Genomic DNA, 18,060 nt, shown 5'->3' with positions numbered 1-18,060 from the left:
CCTATCTTTGCGACCTGATATTTTCTAGAAATTCATTCACCGAGTCATGAGTAAAAATTTCAAACGATATACTGTTACCTCTGCACTTCCCTATGCAAATGGACCCCTGCATATCGGTCACCTTGCTGGCTGCTATGTACCATCTGATATTTATGTCAGATACTTGAGATCTCAAGGTAAAGATGTAGCCTACATCTGCGGATCGGATGAGCACGGGGTAGCGATCACCATCAAAGCACAAAAGGAGGGAAAAACCCCTCAGCAAATTGTAGATCATTACCATGAAATGATGAAGAAAAGCTTTGAGGAATTCGGGATTAGCTTCAATCATTATTCCCGAACGTCCGCAAAGATTCACCATGAAACTGCACAGGGATTTTTTACCGACCTATACCAAAAGGGAGAGTTTCTAGAGCAAAGTACTGAGCAATACTATGATGAAGAGGCAGGGCAGTTTTTGGCTGACCGATATATTGAGGGCACCTGCCCAAAATGTGGCTTTGAGCATGCTTATGGAGATCAGTGTGAGAAATGTGGTTCATCCCTAAGTCCTACCGAATTGATCAACCCCAAGTCAAAACTGAGTGGAAGAACTCCTGTTTTGAAGGAAACCAAGCATTGGTTTTTGGATTTAGCCCGCTATCAAAACTTCCTCAAAAAATGGATCCTTGAAGACCATGCGGATGACTGGAAAAACAATGTGCTCGGCCAATGCCGATCTTGGCTGGAAGCTGGGGACGGACTTCAGGCGCGTTCCATGACCAGAGACTTGGATTGGGGTATTCAGGTTCCTTTGGAAGGTGCAGAAGGGAAAGTGCTTTACGTTTGGTTTGATGCACCCATTGGCTATATCTCTTCAACCAAGGAATGGGCTGCAGAAAAGGGATTTGACTGGGAGCCTTATTGGAAAGACCAAGACACCAAACTGGTACACTTCATTGGCAAAGACAATATCGTTTTCCATTGCATTATTTTCCCAGCCATTTTGAAAACCCATGGAGGCTATATCCTTCCCGACAATGTGCCTGCGAATGAGTTTTTGAATTTGGAAGGAGACAAAATTTCAACCTCCCGCAATTGGGCGGTTTGGTTGCATGAATATTTGGAAGAGTTCCCGGGTAAGCAGGATGTGTTGCGCTATGTGCTGACCGCTAATGCTCCTGAGACCAAAGACAATGATTTCACCTGGAAGGATTTTCAGGCAAGGAACAATTCCGAATTGGTTGCCATCTATGGGAATTTTGTCAATAGGGCAGTGGTTTTGACCCACAAGTTTTATCATGGAGTGATTCCCCAAAGAGGGGAGCTGACCGGATATGACCGGGAGGTATTAGAGGCCTTGGCGGAGTTTCCTGAGAGAATAGCTTCTTCTTTGGAGCGTTACCGTTTCCGCGAGGCATTGGGACTGATGATGGACTTGGCACGACTGGGCAACAAGTACCTGGCTGACACTGAGCCATGGAAAACCATCAAGACCGATGAGACTAGAACAGGTACGATTCTCAATATCGCTCTGAATATCGCCGCAAACCTTGCTATAGTTTCTGAGCCATTCCTGCCATTTACAGCAGGGAAATTGTTTGAGTTGTTTGGAATGAAGGACGTGAATTGGGGTATGGCAGGGAATTCTGAGCTCGTGAATGCAGGAAGCACCTTGGGTCAGTTGGGGCTTCTGTTTGAAAAAATCGAAGATTCGGTAGTGGAAAAACAAGTACAAAAACTGTTAGATACAAAGAAAATGAACGAATCAGCAAATGCTCCAGTGGCTCCGATGAAGGAAATCATTACCTATGATGATTTTGCCAAGTTAGACATGCGGGTTGTAACCATTCTGGAAGCAGAGAAAATGCCTAAATCCAAAAAACTGTTGAAGCTGAAAGTAGATACAGGATTGGGACAGCGTACCGTATTGAGTGGAGTGGCAGAGCATTTTGATCCTGAGTTTTTGGTTGGAAAGCAAGTGACCATGTTGATCAACCTGGCTCCAAGAAAAATGATGGGAATCGACTCCGAAGGAATGATCCTGATGGCTGAGGACAAAGACGGCAAGTTGAAATTGCTTCAGCCGCATGAAGGAACAGCCAGCGGGTCTACGATTTCATAAGTAATGAGCAATGCTCAACCATCAATGAACAATGTTCAAGTGACTTGATAATTGAGTTTGCTAATTGGTTATTGAGCCTTTAAAAATATTCAATAACCAATTTTCAATTATCAATGACCAAGAGCTTAAAAGTCGTTGAGTAGAAGATATTTTGAGAAAAAGCCCGTTTGGGTTAAATACCAGTTAACTTGAAAATTGAGTCAGTTAATTGATAATTGAGCATTTAATAATGTTCAATGGACAATTTTCAATTATCAATGAACAAGAACTTTTAAATCAGAGAATAGATATTTTGAGAAAAAGTCCATTTGAGTTAAATTCAAATGGACTTTTTTAATTTTTTATGAAATATGATCTGGAGGAAAGATTGGTCCGGTTTGCTGGAGACTCGATCAAGTTTTGTAATTCTTTGACCAATACCTTTGCTGAAAACCATTTGAAAAATCAATTGATTCGCTCGTCTACTGGTGCATGCTTAAATTATGGTGAGGCCCAAGGAGCGGAAAGTAGAAGGGATTTTATCCACAAAAATGGGATTGTACTTAAAGAGCTTAAGGAATCAAGGTCCAGTCTGAAAATTTTGTGCTATACAGGGTTGGGAGCGAAAGGCCCCAGAGAGATCCTGTTGAGAGAATCAGGGGAACTATGTGCAATCTTTGTCAAAATTATTAGAAGCTCAAAAGCAGGCGGATAAAACGCGGTTAATAATTGAGCTTCTTTTTAGTCAATTGGATTGAATTAGAAATTAACTGGTTTCATAAAACCTTTAAAATGGTTCTCTTCTTATTTAGGAACAAAAAACTCCAATTTTGAAAAATTACAGGTTTGTAGAGATTTTAGCTCTGGAAAAGGTTGGCTGGATAGTATTATTAAGTATCAATATTCAAATTATAAACTCAATGTTCAATGATCAATAAAGCCCATTCTGAAAATGGACCATTGATATTTCCTAATGCAATGGCCTTTTCTTAATCATTCCTCCTTTTGTGTCCTTGATCGGGTATTGAATCACGAAGGCTTTTGGGTCGACTTTGTTGATTTCCGTAAGTACTCTTGTGACTTCCAGACGGGTAACCACAGTAAATAAAACATTCCGATCCGGGTTTTTGGCCTTTTCTCCAAAACCACCTGCAGCTCTGAAGGCGGTTACGCCACGGCCCAAATCATAGGTAACTTTGTTTTTTATTTCGTCAGAATAGTCGGAAATAATCATGACCCCTATGTATTCTTCCACCCCATTGATTAGGAAGTCGACCATTCTGGATGCGGAAAAATAAGTGAGCATGGAATACATGGCGGTTTCCAGATTTACAAAAATGGCTGCTACAATAAACAGGAAGACATTAAATACAGTAATAAAATCGCCTACCGTTAAACTTGATTTTCGGGAGACAGAAATGGCCAGAACCTCCGTGCCATCGATCACTGCACCGCCCCGGATGGCAAATCCTATTCCGCTTCCCAGAAAGAATCCCCCAAATACCGCAATCAGTAATTTATCGGCAGTAATGACGGGTAATTCAATGTAATGCACCAGCAAAGCCAGAGTTAGGATGGCAATCGTGCTTTTCACTGCAAACCAGAAGGAAAGCTGTTTGTATCCCAGATAGATAAAAGGGAGGTTGACCAAAATGATCAGGATGGAAAGGTTGAGCGGGGTCAGGATTTCCAATAGCAGCGAAACACCCATTGCTCCTCCGTCAAAGAATCCGTTTGGTAGCAGAAATCCCTTCAGGCCAATGCTGGCCATGACTACCCCTATCCCGATGAAAAGCACATCTTTGATCTGACGCCAAGCAGTTACTTTTTTCACCCAATCAGCATCTTGAATTTTTAAAAGTCTTTTTACCATAACCAAAATTAATATGTCAAGGGGGAAACTTTATAGGAATGTACCCATCAAAAAAGTAATCTAGTCCCTTAATTCGCTAGCACTGCATATTTTTCGGGCATCTCAAAGAGGGACTCCTTGAGTTCATCCTCAGCTAAAACCACATCTGCGAAACTCACCTGAGATCTGATTTTTGTGGTAGAATCTCCTTCCAGCAAGTAAGCCGTCAATAGTCTGGGAAATACCAAACCATCGGCATTTCTATAATCCTCGTACTTCATTGCACTTAGACTTGTGTCTGGGGTATTGAAAAAGGTGAGATTGTATAGCACCCATTCCAATCGATGAGTTTCTGGATCCACAAGCATGATGTACGTGTCCTTGGGGTTGAATCCTTTCACATTGTCTTCAAAACCCACATTGAAAGTGTCATAGCTTTTGCCATTGAGTGTTCGGTTTTCGGTTTTTGTGACTTTCACTCCAGCGTCGGTGAAAATGTAGGGAATGCTGAAAAAATTGAAATATAGGTTATGGTAGAACTGAACGGATGGGCCTTGGAAAGCAGCTCTGTTTGGACTGATCCATACTTTTTCCCCATCAAAACCGATTTGGAAGTTGGCAGCGTCTATCCTCCCTTTTCTCGATCCCAGGTTAAAGAAATGATTTTCCTGGGTCAGGTTCGTTTCATGAAAAAGCGTGTAGGAAAAAGCCTTTGCATTCACCCATTTAGCCCAATCTCCATGGGCATCCAGAACAGTTTTGAATTCTTGATCTACCTCAGGAAGTGGTTTTTTGGGAGTAGAGCAGAAGGAGAGCAGTCCTAAAAGAAGGAAAAATGCAAGCGATTTGAAGTTCATGTGAAGGGTGATTTGAATGCTACAAGGTAAGGACTTCCTGTTTTTTTTCACAGGAATTAAATGCTCTAGTTTGACCGAATCTGGAATTTTCAGATTCAATGATTTTTTTCCGGAATCCTTGTGTGAATTTGAAAATCCTGTATTAATTTTGAATCAGTCTAAATAAAATTAACATGACCAAGGGATCTTCTTTTTGGAAAAAAACTCGGAATATTTTTAATCAGGTTCACCTATACGCCGGTTTGGTTTCAGGCCTTGTGGTTATAGCTGTTTGTTTAAGCGGGACTATTTATGTTTACAATACTGAAATCCGGGAATGGGCTGACTCCGAGCGGTATTTTGTGGAGGAAGGAACTACGCCAATCTCCTTGGATGAATTGAAAGAAGGATTAGAGACCCAACTCAACGCCAAGGTGAATTCAGTTTTTGTGTCTAATTCCCCCGGAAGGACTGTTCAGTTTTCCGCCTTGAAAGAAGGGGAAAAAGGGAGAGGAACCACCTATTTTGTCAATCCTTATACCGCTGAAATTCTCGGTTCCAATTCTGAGCGAACAAAAGCTGAGGAGTTTATGGGATATATGTTTTCCCTTCATAGATGGCTGTTGCTGGACCGGATAGAGACTCCGATCTTAGAGAGCATGGGTAACCGGGATTTGGGAAGATTGATCAATGGAATCGCTACAAGCTTGTTTTTGCTGGGTGTTCTTACCGGGATAGTGATTTGGTTTCCCCAGAAAGTTAAAAACTGGAAGCAAGGGATGAAAGTGAAATGGTCTGCCAACTGGAAAAGGGTAAACCATGATCTGCACAATACTTTGGCCTTTTATTCATTACTAGCTTTGTTTCTGATGTCCGTTACAGGCCCGTTTTGGTCCTTCCAATGGTATAGGGAAGGCTGGCAAAAGACCTGGGATACCTATCAAGCGCCCCCCTCCAATTCCAAACAGGCAGTAGAGGAAAAGTCAGAACCAGTAGGAAAAGCTTTTGAGTTTTCCTTGGATGAGGTGGTGTCCAATGCCAATGCGGAACTGAGTTATCCCGGCAATCTGCGCATTTCCTTGCCAAAAGACGCCTATGAACCCATTTCAGTAAGTAAATATAGGACTGGGTTTTTTGCCAGGTCTGGTGCAGATCAGTTGTCTCTTTCACAAACAGATTTAGCTATCCAGGAATCAAATCTGTTTTCAGACCAATCTTTCCGTCAGCAAATCGGCAGATCTGTTAAAAGCCTTCACACAGGAGAAATATTTGGACAGTTCACCAAATTTCTGTGGTTTTTAGCCTGCTTGATTGCTACTTCCTTGCCGGTGACGGGAACGTTGATTTGGTGGAACAAACGCAAAAAGAAAGCCTCCAGAAAAAAGAAAACCAAACATAGAGCGATTGCGGAATATGCATAACCTCAGGCCCTCCCTAAAAGGAGGGCTTTTTCATGGGTAAAGGTTGATGATTTTTTAGTTAAACTTGCTGTATGAAAAAAGCATTCCTTTTCTCTTTCTTTTTATTTCAGGTTTTTCAGGTGTGTTCACAGGATAAAAGCTGGATGTTAGGACCATTTCAAAGGCCCCAAAACGCAAGTCCAATCCTTGCACCTCAGTCCCAATCAACTTTTTCTGACCCTATGACCGGAAGGACGGTGTTTTGGGAATCCATGGCGACCTTTAATCCGGCAGCTATAGTCAAAGATGGCAAGGTCCATGTATTGTATCGAGCGGAAGAGAAACTTGGAGAAAAAGAAATAGGAGGGCATACCTCTAGGTTGGGCTTAGCCATTTCAGAGGATGGTTTTAATTTTTCCAGAGAAAAAGAGCCGATATTTTATCCCGCTGAGGATGGACAAAAGGAATTTGAATGGACAGGAGGTACTGAAGACCCCAGAATAGTGGAGACTGAGGATGGTTTGTACGTGCTTACTTATACACAATGGAATAGGGATGTTCCGAGGTTGGCAGTGGCCACCTCTCGGGATTTAAGAAACTGGGAGAAGCATGGGCCGATTTTTCAAGATTGGAAAAACGGGAAGTATCATAATAGTGAATCCAAATCCGGTGCAATTGTAACCATACTGAAAGAAGGAAGGCTTGTTGCAGCAAAAATCAATGGAAAATACTGGATGTATTATGGAGTACCCCATATTTGGTTGGCTACTTCAGAAGATCTGATTAATTGGGAACCTGTAGAAAATCACGAAGGAAACCGTATCCCTGTTTTGAGTCCAAGGCCCGGATATTTTGATTCCTGGTTGGTGGAGGCTGGACCTCCTCCAATTTTGACCCAAAATGGGATCGTGGTCTTGTACAATGCGGGTAATTCACAGCAGGTAGGGGTCAAAAACCTGGGAAATAGGGTTTATACCGGTGGACAGGCCTTGTTCGATTCTGAGGAGCCTTGGAAACTTTTGGACAGGGTAGATGAGCCTTTTATTCAGCCAACTCTGCCTTTCGAAAAGTCTGGACAATATCCGGAAGGGACTACTTTTTTGGAGGGTCTGGTCTACTTTGAAGGAAAGTGGCTGTTGTATTATGGTACTGCCGACAGTATGGTAGGGGTGGTGAGTGCTTCCTTGGAGGGTAAATTTTAAGAAAACTTTAAGGGTTATTAAAAAGAATATTTTTGGGTTAATTTGAATTTTGCCTGAATTACAAACAGCCAATGGCAGCAATTTGCATCATCATTCCGGTATACAATGAAGAGGAAGCAATTCCGGGTTTATTGGATGCTTTTATCCCTTATTTTAAGGAAACCACACTTGAAGCCCAAGTTTTAGTGGTCAATGACGGCTCCAAGGATTCAAGTTTGGATAGAATCCGGGAACTGTGCAGGCAAGACTCCCGATTTCACTACATTTCATTTGAAAGTAACCGAGGGTTGAGTTCTGCAATTAAAGCTGGATTTGATGAAGCAAAGACGGATTGGGTAGGCTATATCGATGCAGATCTACAGACCAGTCCGATGGATTTTTTGAAATTTGAACCCTATCTGGATTCCTACGATCTGGTGATGGGCAATCGTGCCGCTAACAGGAAAGATACCTTGATGAAGCGGTTTTCTTCCCGTTTTGCCAACTGGTTTAGAGATTCCTTGCTACATGACGGGGTCCACGATTCAGGTTGCCCATTGAAAATCTTGCGGAGGGATTTGGCTGTGTCTTTGCCGTTTTTTGTTGGGATGCACCGCTTCATTCCTGCCTTGGTTTTGATGAAGGGAGGGAAGTTGATAGAAATCCAGGTTTCCCACTTTCCCCGAACAACAGGCAAAAGCAAGTTTAACCTTTGGAACAGATTGCTTTCTCCTTTGATGGATACCCTTGCAGTGCGCTGGATGATGAAAAGAAACATTTCCTACCGCATAGAATCTTCGGATAATCCACTTCACAACCAAGAACAATCATGAAGGGTTGGGGGCTATTGGGATTGGGATTTTTGGCTCAGGGGCTTTTTTCTGCCCGATTTCTGATCCAGCTCATCAAATCAGAGAAGGAAGGGAAAGTCTTGTCTCCGGTTATCTTCTGGCAATTGAGTTTGGTTGCCTCCTTTCTCCTGATGGCATATGGGACCTTTCGCCAGGATATAGTCATTGTAGGAGGGCAGGTGATCGGGTATTTCGTTTATATCCGTAATCTTCAGTTGCAAAATGCATGGACCAGATTTCCTCTGCCCATCAGGTGGTTTTTTCTAGTCCTTCCACCCTTGTTTTTTCTGTATCTGTTTTTGTTTCAGCACGTTGATTTACTTCGAATGCTGGACAATCCGGAAATTGACTATGTTCTCTTGACTTGGGGAAGTTTGGGTCAGCTGGTATTTACAGCCCGGTTTTTGGTCCAATGGTATCAGGCGGAAAAGCACAAGGAATCCTATTTCCCTTTGAGTTTCTGGTATATCAGTACCTTGGGTGCTGTGATGATTGCTTCCTATGCAATTTTCCGGGCCGACGCTGTGCTCTTTATTGGACAGGGATTTGGGCTCTTGGTTTATATTCGAAATATTATGATCCATTTTGGACCGCAAAATGAAATCAGGTTGACTTACTTGGAAAGGATAAAAAAGTATAGAGTAGGCCTGCTTCTGGGCTTGACAGCATTTGTTCTGTTCTTTAATCTCAATTCCTGGTCAGTGACAGAGTCTAGTGAAGCTAGGTATGCCCAAATCGGAAAAGAGATGCTTGAAAGTGGGGACTGGATGCATCCACAGCTAATGGGGATTTACCACTATCACAAGCCTCCAATGACCTATTGGATTACGGCAGTTTCCTATCAGATTTTTGGAGTGAGTCCCTTTGCTGCCCGGTTTTTTCTACAGATTGCCATTCTACTTCAGATCTTCTTGGTGTATAGGATAGGAATGCTGCTGTTCAAGGATACCAGAAAATCTTTTATGGCAGCTATGCTGTATGCATCCTTTCCAGTGGTAATTATAGGGGGAAGGGCATTGACCACTGATGCCTATTTGGCAACTTTTATTTTGGCAGCACTTACTTTTTGGTTCGCGTATTTGCAGGACAAAAAGTCCCATCAGCTTATCTTAACTTATTTGTTTTTGGGTTTGGGTTTTTTGACGAAAGGGCCAGTGGTATTGATCGTGCCTGTGGTTTTGTGGATTTATCATCTTTTCCAAAAATCCCAAAAACCAGCTTTTAATCTAACCGCTTTATTTGGTCTGCTATTAATTTTGACATTGGGGCTAGGTTGGTTTGTGGCCTTGTTTATTGAAGATTCCCAATTCCTGGACTATTTCGTATTCAAGCATACCATTCAGCGTTTTGCAACGGATACATTTAGCCGGTCCCAGCCATTTTGGTTTTATCCGGTGATATTGGTAGGAGCTGCATTTCCTTGGTTTTTGGTGCTGCTTACCAAGACTAAGCTGTTTTTCAGGGACAAGACAAATCTGATATCTTTTTTCTTGGCATGGGTTTGCCTACCGGTAGTGTTCTTTTCTATTAGTCAATCCAAGCTAATCCTGTATATATTACCGGTTTTCAGTGGGCTGGCTTTGGGGGCAATATCAGTTTGGGATCAGTTGAGCGAAACCTCTCAAAAGAGGTGGGAACGTGCGCAGTTGGGCTTCCAGATTCTAATCCTAGTTGGCCTTTTTCTGGCCCCTTACATTGATGAGCGAATAGTCCTGAGCTATAAATTCCTCTTTTTGGGCGTTATATTGATCTGTTTGTTAGTGGGTTTGATTTTGTCGGGAATCCGTCGTCCGGACAGGGTGATCATCAGTGCATGGATGTTTACCATGGGGATCACGGCCATGTCTACCTATTTTTTCAGCCAAAATCCGGGGGTAGGGAATGATACCCGAAGGGTAGTGGACTGGATTGAAGAGCATACCGAGGATACTGAAAGAATTGTGATTTATGATAAAAGATTGCCTTCTGTGCCATTTAGGACCGAAAGGCCGATTTTGTCCATATATGATGGAGATGAAGGATTGAATAGGGAAACACAGTTTCAGCGGGACGAAAACTGGAAGGATTTTTTGATTAATTTAAAGAGTGACCCTGATTGGATTTTGAAGAAGAAAAACCAGGAGGGAGTTTGGATTGCAAAATCCAGAAAGAAAATGCCAGACCTCCAAGGATATGGGAATTGGGAGGTCATGGAAGAAATCGATGGATGGAAAATCCTAAAAATAGAGGCAATTGATTAACTGAAGATACTATGCGTATTCTCGTAGTAGAGGACGAACCCGGGATTTCAAATTTTCTAAAGCAAGGGCTGGAAGAGGAGTCCTATGCGGTGGATGTTGCCGAAAATGGAAAAACCGGGCTGGAAATGGCTCTAAGTGGCAACTATGATCTATTGCTTCTGGATTGGATGCTTCCGGGCTTGAGTGGAATTGAATTGACCCGACAGTTTCGAAAGGAATTTCCCACTACTCCGATAATTTTCCTAACTGCTAAGGATACCGTTGACGAGACGGTTTTTGGTTTGCAGTCTGGTGCCAACGATTACATCAAAAAGCCTTTTCACTTTGAGGAGCTGCTGGTTCGAATCCGGGTGCAGCTTAGAGATCAGGGTGAGTCCCTTGAAAAACTTACCTTGGGTCCAATTACGCTTTATCCTGACCGACATCAGGTATTCAAAGGGGAGGAGGAGATCACTCTGACACAAAAGGAGTTTGCTCTATTGGAGTTTTTGATGCGCAACAAAAACAAGGTGTGTCGCCGAACCAGAATCATTGAAAGTGTCTGGGATATCCATTTCGAATACAATACAGGGGTAATCGATGTTTATATCAATTCACTGCGAAAAAAACTCGATCTGCAAAAAGAAGAAGATTTTATTCAGACCATTAGAGGTGTAGGATATATGGCTAAGGAACTATGACTACTTCCTATAAAGAACGGCTTGCCAGAAGGCTCACTTGGGTGACTTCCCTGATTATCTTGGTGGTATTTGGGATCATTTATTTTGTGGTGAGCTATACGGTAGTTCACTCACAAGACAGGGAACTCCTGCTTGAAGTGGAAGAGCACAGTGATGAGATTTTTTTGGTGAATGGGGAAATACGTTTTCTCAATAAAGATGAATGGCAGGAACAGGAGCATAGTCAAATTCAGCTAAATCCAATTTTTATCGAAATCGTGGATTTGGAAGGAAAGTCTATGGATAGATCTCCCAATTTGGGAGAAAATCATTTGAGCTTTTATCCCGAAAGGGCAGGCACCAAAGAAGCCTGGACCTTAAAAACCGGTAGCAGAGAGGTACGTCAAATGCAGGTTCCTTTGCGCTATGCCGGCAAAACCGAAGGGTATTTGCTGGTTGCCCAATCCTTTGACGATACCAGGGAGCTCCTGACCAACTTGAGAAATATCTTGGTTTTGTTGTATCCGGTGATTTTGGTTTCTCTTTTTCTAACCATGAAATATCTGGCAGGAAAGAGCATTGAACCTATTCAGAAAATTATCCAAAAGACTAATCAGATCAGTCAGTCCAACCTTAATGAGCGAGTTCCTCTTCCTGAGCAAAATGATGAAATTGGGCAGTTGACCCGGTCTATAAATGAATTGCTGAGCAGGTTGGAACAGGCTCTTGTTCGCGAAAAGCAGTTTACTTCGGATGCATCCCATGAACTAAGGACTCCATTAGCTGTACTGAGAGGTACTTTGGAAGTGCTGGTGCGGAAACCCCGAACTTCGGAGGAATACATCGAAAAGATCGGGACCGCATTGGGAAGTATTGACCGGATGTCAGCAATGATTGACCAGTTGTTGGCTTTGGCTCGAGTGGGAGTTGGAGGAGAGGAATTCCTTGAAGAGGTGGAGCTTCATTCCTTTACTGAGGAGACCACCCTGAAGGCATCTCGGGATAGTGGAAGGAAGGTTCTGTTCAAGTCTTACCTTCAAATTCCGGTTTTTGTACAAATCAATGAGAAAAGCCTGAGTATGATTTTGAATAATCTGATTCAAAATGCGCTAAAATACTCCAAGGAGGATACAGAGGTAGTGGTCAGCGTGGGTATTCATCAAGGGCACCCCTTCATTTCAGTAGAAGATAAAGGTAGAGGGATAGGGAAGGAGTCTTTGGAGAAGATTTTTGATTCATTCTATCGAGAGCCAGATGTATTAGAGGAGGTGATTCCCGGAACAGGCTTGGGACTTGCCATTGTCAAAAAGCTTGCTTTGGAATCCGGTATCAAGGTGGAAGTACAGAGTGAAAAGGGAAAAGGAACTTCTTTTACATTATTTTTTGAGGAGGATATTTTAAGCAAATCTTAAGAAAGCACTAAGGGCAGGATAAGCTTTCGATTGGATCTTTGTGTATAAATTTTCCAGTTTCCCATGCTAGATCGGATTATTCAGTGGAGTATCGGGCATAAGCTCATCATCTTTGTTTTTATAGCCATTTGGATTGGCTTTGGGGTTTATTCCCTGAGTCATTTGCCCATTGGGGCTGTACCTGATGTGACCAATAACCAGGTTCAGGTAATTACCACCTCAAGAAACCTCGCTACAGAGGATGTAGAAAAATACTTGACTTATCCAGTTGAACTGGAGATGGCCAACTTACCCGGAGTTAAGGAAATCAGATCAGTTTCCAAATTCGGACTTTCTGTAGTCACCATTGTTTTTGAGGAAGATTTGGGTACTTATTTGCCCAGACAGCTGATAGCCGAAAGGATCAAAATTGCCCAAGAGAGTATCCCAGCCGGATTTGGCCAGCCATTTATGGGGCCGATTTCCACAGGCTTGGGAGAGATTTACCAATACGTCATCGATGTAGAACCGGGGTATGAGGATAAGTATACGATCACGGACCTGAGAACCATTCAGGACTGGGTGGTAAGAAGACAGCTTTCAGGGATCCCGGGTGTTGTGGAGGTAAATACCTGGGGAGGATATTTGAAGCAATATGAAGTGGCTATCAATCCCGAGCGATTGAAGGCTATGGAGATTGACCTGATGGAGGTTTATTCAGCACTTGAGCAAAACAATTCCATTGCTGGCGGGGGGTATATCGAAAAGACCAATGAAAGCTTTTTCATTCGAGGGGAAGGTCAAGTAACCAGCTTGGAAGATATTGAAAACATAGTGGTGGAGACTAGGGAAGGCACTCCTCTTTACATCCGGGATATTGCAAAAGTCGGTTTTGGCCATGCCAATCGTTTTGGTGCGATCACGGCTAATGGGGAGGGAGAAAAAGTCCTTGGGCAAGTGATGATGCTCAAAGGAGCAGACTCAAAAGGTACCATAGACCGGGTAAATGAAAGATTGGAACAAATCAAACCAAGCCTTCCCGAAGGAATTGTCATCAACGGATTTCTGGACCGTTCGGAATTGATTGGACGTACCACCTTCACTATTGCCGAAAACCTGATTCTGGGTTGTTTGATTGTGATTTTTGTAGTTGTTCTGCTTCTGGGGAATATTCGTTCAGGATTGGTAGTAGCCTCTGTGATTCCACTTGCATTGTTATTTGCGCTTTCCCTCATGTACATATTTGGGGTGGATGCCAACCTGATGAGTTTGGGAGCGATTGACTTTGGAATCATTATAGATGGTGCCGTAATTATAGTGGAGTATATAGCCTTTCAGTTTACCAAGGCAGATGAGAAATTTCACACCTTGGCTCGAGGAGAAAAGCAAAAAGAAAAGGATAAAATCTCCTTTACTGGTGCATCCAAGATGATGCATTCGGCGATTTTTGGGCAAATCATCATCATCATTGTATTTATTCCGATTCTTTCACTTTCAGGCGTAGAAGGAAAAATGTTCCGGCCAATGGCTGAGGTGTTTAGCTTTGCCTTGATCGGGGCCATGATCTTGGGGATGACCTATGTTCCTGTTGTTTCTTCCATATTTCTAAAGACCACTCCTCAAGGGCCCAAAAACATTTCAGTTCGATTGATCAAGCAATTGAACAAGGTCTATGAGCCTACGATTACTTGGGCTTTGAATAACACAAAAATTGTCCTTACTGCGGCTTTTGGCTTTTTGGTAGGTGCGATTATTTTGTTTTCCAGTATGGGAGCAGAGTTCGTTCCAACCCTTGATGAAGGCGATTTTGTGATTCAACCCGTACTTAAAACCGGGACAACTTTGACCAATACCGTAGAGACCATGACGGAGATTGAGCGAATTCTTAAGCAGTTTCCCGAAGTGAATCAGGTAGTGACACGAATTGGTGCTGCAGAAATTCCCACCGACCCCATGTCCATGGAGGAGGCGGATGTGATCGTGACTTTACATCCACCGAGCGAGTGGACTACAGTAGAGACCAAAGATGAACTTGCAGAGAAATTTAAAGAAGCCTTGCACGTGATTCCGGGTCTGGATTATGAGTTTACCCAGCCAATCGAAATGAGATTTAACGAGTTGATCACCGGGGTTCGTGCTGATTTGGCGATCAAGGTCTTCGGTGAGGACTTGGATGTATTGCTGCATACCGCAGAGGAAATAGAGGCAGCGATTCAGGGGGTAGAAGGTGCGGCTGATATTATTGTTGAAAAAGTGGACGGCTTGCCTCAGATGAAGATCGAGTATAACCGAGCCAAAATTGCCAAATATGGGTTGAATATCGCAGATCTGAACCAAGTGGTGACCATGGGCTTTGCCGGTTTGGCTGCAGGGACGGTGTTTGAAGGTGAAAGACAATTTGACCTGGTGGTTAGGTTTGAGGAGGGATATCGGAAAGATATCCGAAACTTGGAGCAGGCTGCAATTCAGTTACCAAATGGAGGAAGTGTGCCACTGTCTGAACTGGCTAAGATTTCTTATACCAAGGGTCCTGCAAAAATCTCCAGAGACAATACCCAAAGAAGAATAGTGGTAGGGGTCAATGTGAGAAACAGAGATTTGCAGTCGGTGGTGGATGATATCCAAGCCATTATAGCCAATCAAATTAATATTCCAGAAGGCTACAGGGTTGATTATGGAGGGCAGTTTGAAAACCTTCAACAGGCCAGAAACCGATTGATGATAGCCGTTCCAATCGCGTTGGTTTTGATTTTTCTCCTGTTGTATTTCGCCTTCTCATCTACCCGGGATGCCTTGATGATCTATACAGCTATTCCACTTTCAGCAATTGGAGGAGTTCTTTTGTTGTGGATCAGGGACATGCCTTTCAGTATTTCTGCCGGTGTTGGATTTATTGCTCTTTTTGGTATCGCTGTACTGAACGGGATTGTATTGATCGAGCATTTCAAATCTATGGAATCTAAATACACTGACATTAGACAATTGGTGTTGATTGGGGCAAAAGAGCGTCTTCGTCCAGTATTGTTGACCGCATCTGCTGCTGCTTTGGGCTTTTTGCCGATGGCAATTTCCCAGTCTGCCGGGGCGGAAGTTCAGCGACCATTGGCCACAGTTGTGGTTGGGGGACTGATTTCAGCGACTCTACTGACCTTGGTGGTCTTACCGGTTCTGTATGTGTTGTTTAAAGGAAAAGGGAAATCTTTGGTGCCCAATAAAACTGCGCTGAGCTTGTTACTGGTTTTGGGTTTTTCCAGCCTTTCAATGGCTCAGGAAAGTCCTGCTCCACTGAAATTACAGGAAGCTTTAAGGATAGCAGAACAACAAAACCTTCAGATTCAAGCGGCTTCAAGGGGATTGGATGCAGCCAATGCTAGAACAGGAGCTGGCTACAATCTTGAGAAAACCACTGTGTATTATGGCTATGATAAAAACGATATAGCAGAAAACGGGGTATATAACCGAGTTTGGGGAGCAAGGCAGAATTTTGCATTTCCTTCTCTCTACAGTTCACAGAAAAAAGTCCTACAAGATCAAGCCCTGATGATGGAATCTGACCTGGAATTGAAATTGAGACAACTCAGGGCAGAGGTCAGCAAGGCATTTGTGACAGCAGTTTACTGGAACAATCTCGAGAGTCATTATTCTTACCTGGATTCACTTTATGGCAGCTTTTCCAAAGCTTCCCAAAGAAGGTTTGAGACCGGAGAAAGCAATTATCTTGAGAAATTGACCGCAGACAGCAAACAAAGAGAAATTGCCCTCAAAAAAGATGAGGCCAGCCAGCAGGCAAGCGTCGCGCTGGAACAGTTGAAATTATTGCTGAATACTGAAAATGATCTGGTACTATCAGAGGAAGAGCTTGAACTTGTTCCTGAGTTTTCAGAAAACTTGGATACCCACCCGGGAGTCATGTATCTCGAAAATTCCATTCAACGGGCAGAGCACCAAGTTCAGGTAGAAAGACGGAAGCTCCTCCCAGACCTTCATTTGGATTTGTTCAGAGGAACCAACCCCGGACCCAATGCTCAGGTATACCCGGGATTTCAGGCGGGGATGTCTATTCCATTGTTTTTTGGTGCACAAAAATCCCAAGCCAGAGCGGCGAATTTGGATCAACAGCAATTAGAGCTTGAAGGAGAACACTATAGAAATCAACTGGAAAACAGATACCAACAGCTTCAATATCAGCTGGCTCAAAACCAAAAGGTGATTTCCTACTACGAAGAAGAAGGAAAGGAGCTTTCCGCCAAATTAATGGAGCAGGCCAGGCGCTCTTTCCAGGAAGGTGAAATCGACTTTCTTCAATTCGTTCAACTGATAGAAAACTCACGTTCTATCACCCTTCAATATTTACAAAGCAGACACTCTTATCAACTTACTATCTTAGAAATTAACTACCTGATCAACTGATGGAAGCGAAAAATTCAAACAAAATAACTAGCCTACTTTTCCTAGGACTGATCATACTTTTGACCAATTGTGGTAAAACGGCCAATGATGAATCCGGTGCAATTGAGGTCGGAACTGGAGCGGATACTGAAATGATCCTGACCGATGCACAGTTTGCAACGATGAAAATGGAGTGGGGACATGTGATGGATGATGTATTTGCCGAGGATTTACCTGTACAGGGAATGATACAGGTTCCTGTAGAAGGCCTTCAGGAAGTCTCCGTTTATTTCGGGGGCTATGTGGTTGGACTGAAATTGATCGAAGGTAAGCCAGTAAAAAAAGGAGAGGTCCTGTTCTACTTGGAAAACCCGGATATTATCAAATTACAGCAGGATTTTTTGGAAGCAAAAAGCCAGCTTGATTACCTGAAAGCAGATTTTGAAAGGCAAAAGACGCTTTTCAATGAGCAAATTGCAGCTGAAAAAAATTACCTGAAGGCTGAAGCGGATTATCAGGCCATGCTTGCCAAAACCGAAAGTTTGAAAAAACAATTGAATTTGATCAACATTAATACCGATGAATTAAGAGCTGAGTCTATCCGTACGAGAGTCCCTGTACTTTCCCCGGTTTCGGGATTTGTGGATATGGTACATGTGGTTCCGGGTCAGTTTGTGCCGGCCTCTGGCAAGGCGGTTACCCTCATCAACAGGGAACGTATGCATTTGGAATTGAGTGTGTTTGAAAAGGATGCCATTAACCTCAGACAGGGACAAAAAATCACATTTAATCTACCTGATTCTCCCCAAGAAAAACATGTAGCAGAGGTCCACCTCATCAGCCAGTCTGTAAATGAGCAGCGGGTTGTAAAAGTACATGGTGATTTTGATGAAAAGACAGTAGAAGGCAAGGTCGTGCCGGGTATGTTTGTGGAAGCTTCCATTGCCTTGGATCCCAAAGAAGGATGGTCCCTTCCAGTCACAGCTGTAATCGAAACCGAAGAGGGCTATCAGGTAATCGTTCAAAAAAGAAAAATCGAAGGAGGTTATGAAATTGAGGCCGTTCCAGTTCAGGTCGGCAGAAAAACCTCAGAGAAAATGGAGATTCTTCCAGGTTCGGGAATCAATGAAAATTCTCTGATTCTATTAAAGGGCGGATTTAATCTCCTTTAAAAGATC

At 43.0% G+C, this 18,060-nt stretch carries 12 protein-coding genes; 10 read left to right on the top strand and 2 right to left on the bottom strand.

Annotation, left to right across the window (positions count from 1 at the left end; all coding sequences use genetic code 11):
• Positions 1-46 precede the first annotated feature (46 nt).
• Both metG and P2G54_RS11635 read left to right on the top strand, forming a co-directional pair.
• Entirely contained in the window at positions 47-2,104 is a 2,058-nt protein-coding gene (gene metG / locus P2G54_RS11640; RefSeq protein ID WP_275871301.1) for a methionine--tRNA ligase, read from the top strand.
• Positions 2,105-2,447: 343 nt separating this feature from the next.
• Complete coding sequence (locus P2G54_RS11635; RefSeq protein ID WP_275871299.1) at positions 2,448-2,798, top strand: four helix bundle protein; 351 nt, start codon at positions 2,448-2,450, stop codon at positions 2,796-2,798.
• Between the two features lie 255 nt (positions 2,799-3,053).
• On the opposite strand, the gene P2G54_RS11630 is transcribed toward P2G54_RS11635, so the two are convergent.
• On the bottom strand, positions 3,054-3,956 hold the full coding sequence (locus P2G54_RS11630; RefSeq protein ID WP_275871297.1) for a YitT family protein: 903 nt from the start codon (positions 3,954-3,956) through the stop codon (positions 3,054-3,056).
• 68 nt (positions 3,957-4,024) lie between these two features.
• Positions 4,025-4,792: a DUF6503 family protein gene (locus P2G54_RS11625; RefSeq protein ID WP_275871296.1), complete on the bottom strand. Its 768-nt coding sequence runs from the start codon at positions 4,790-4,792 to the stop codon at positions 4,025-4,027.
• Between the two features lie 173 nt (positions 4,793-4,965).
• Here P2G54_RS11625 and P2G54_RS11620 point away from each other — a divergent pair, with 173 nt between their 5' ends.
• The 8 genes from P2G54_RS11620 (at position 4,966) to P2G54_RS11585 (ending at position 18,054) form a co-directional block, all read left to right on the top strand.
• On the top strand, positions 4,966-6,192 hold the full coding sequence (locus P2G54_RS11620; RefSeq protein WP_275871294.1) for a PepSY-associated TM helix domain-containing protein: 1,227 nt from the start codon (positions 4,966-4,968) through the stop codon (positions 6,190-6,192).
• Positions 6,193-6,263: 71 nt separating this feature from the next.
• Positions 6,264-7,373, top strand: a complete 1,110-nt coding sequence (locus tag P2G54_RS11615) for a glycoside hydrolase family 130 protein (RefSeq protein ID WP_275871292.1) — start codon at positions 6,264-6,266, stop codon at positions 7,371-7,373.
• A gap of 71 nt (positions 7,374-7,444) precedes the next feature.
• A complete protein-coding gene (locus tag P2G54_RS11610; protein WP_275871290.1) occupies positions 7,445-8,185 on the top strand; it encodes a glycosyltransferase family 2 protein in 741 nt (246 codons plus the stop codon).
• Complete coding sequence (locus P2G54_RS11605; protein WP_275871288.1) at positions 8,182-10,443, top strand: lipid-A-disaccharide synthase N-terminal domain-containing protein; 2,262 nt, start codon at positions 8,182-8,184, stop codon at positions 10,441-10,443. Before P2G54_RS11610 ends, P2G54_RS11605 begins: the two co-directional genes overlap by 4 nt.
• Before the next feature lie 11 nt (positions 10,444-10,454).
• Positions 10,455-11,123 carry a response regulator transcription factor gene (locus tag P2G54_RS11600; RefSeq protein ID WP_275871286.1) on the top strand — a complete coding sequence of 223 codons (669 nt, stop codon included), beginning with the start codon at positions 10,455-10,457 and terminating at the stop codon, positions 11,121-11,123.
• The gene (locus tag P2G54_RS11595; RefSeq protein ID WP_275871284.1) at positions 11,120-12,514 is read left to right on the top strand and encodes an ATP-binding protein; all 1,395 of its coding nucleotides are present in this window, start codon (positions 11,120-11,122) and stop codon (positions 12,512-12,514) included. The genes P2G54_RS11600 and P2G54_RS11595 overlap by 4 nt, the downstream gene beginning before the upstream one ends.
• 63 nt (positions 12,515-12,577) lie before the next feature.
• Positions 12,578-16,903 (top strand): CusA/CzcA family heavy metal efflux RND transporter, encoded by a 4,326-nt coding sequence (locus P2G54_RS11590; protein ID WP_275871282.1) that lies wholly within the window; start codon positions 12,578-12,580, stop codon positions 16,901-16,903.
• Positions 16,903-18,054: an efflux RND transporter periplasmic adaptor subunit gene (locus P2G54_RS11585; protein WP_275871280.1), complete on the top strand. Its 1,152-nt coding sequence runs from the start codon at positions 16,903-16,905 to the stop codon at positions 18,052-18,054. The genes P2G54_RS11590 and P2G54_RS11585 overlap by 1 nt, the downstream gene beginning before the upstream one ends.
• Positions 18,055-18,060: the final 6 nt, after the last annotated feature.

The sequence above is a fragment of the Algoriphagus sp. CAU 1675 genome (assembly GCF_029222925.1).
In the GTDB taxonomy this organism is placed as follows: Bacteria; Bacteroidota; Bacteroidia; order Cytophagales; family Cyclobacteriaceae; genus Algoriphagus.
Note: the sequence above shows the minus strand (reverse complement) of the source record. Positions and strands in the feature narration are given on the sequence as shown.

Excerpts from the sequence above, each read along its gene's own strand:
- metG (WP_275871301.1), top strand. The coding sequence starts at position 47 with ATGAGTAAAAATTTCAAACGATATACTGTTACCTCTGCACTTCCCTAT.
- P2G54_RS11635 (WP_275871299.1), top strand. The coding sequence starts at position 2,448 with ATGAAATATGATCTGGAGGAAAGATTGGTCCGGTTTGCTGGAGACTCG.
- P2G54_RS11630 (WP_275871297.1), bottom strand. The coding sequence starts at position 3,956 with ATGGTAAAAAGACTTTTAAAAATTCAAGATGCTGATTGGGTGAAAAAA.
- P2G54_RS11625 (WP_275871296.1), bottom strand. The coding sequence starts at position 4,792 with ATGAACTTCAAATCGCTTGCATTTTTCCTTCTTTTAGGACTGCTCTCC.
- P2G54_RS11620 (WP_275871294.1), top strand. The coding sequence starts at position 4,966 with ATGACCAAGGGATCTTCTTTTTGGAAAAAAACTCGGAATATTTTTAAT.
- P2G54_RS11615 (WP_275871292.1), top strand. The coding sequence starts at position 6,264 with ATGAAAAAAGCATTCCTTTTCTCTTTCTTTTTATTTCAGGTTTTTCAG.
- P2G54_RS11610 (WP_275871290.1), top strand. The coding sequence starts at position 7,445 with ATGGCAGCAATTTGCATCATCATTCCGGTATACAATGAAGAGGAAGCA.
- P2G54_RS11605 (WP_275871288.1), top strand. The coding sequence starts at position 8,182 with ATGAAGGGTTGGGGGCTATTGGGATTGGGATTTTTGGCTCAGGGGCTT.
- P2G54_RS11600 (WP_275871286.1), top strand. The coding sequence starts at position 10,455 with ATGCGTATTCTCGTAGTAGAGGACGAACCCGGGATTTCAAATTTTCTA.
- P2G54_RS11595 (WP_275871284.1), top strand. The coding sequence starts at position 11,120 with ATGACTACTTCCTATAAAGAACGGCTTGCCAGAAGGCTCACTTGGGTG.
- P2G54_RS11590 (WP_275871282.1), top strand. The coding sequence starts at position 12,578 with ATGCTAGATCGGATTATTCAGTGGAGTATCGGGCATAAGCTCATCATC.
- P2G54_RS11585 (WP_275871280.1), top strand. The coding sequence starts at position 16,903 with ATGGAAGCGAAAAATTCAAACAAAATAACTAGCCTACTTTTCCTAGGA.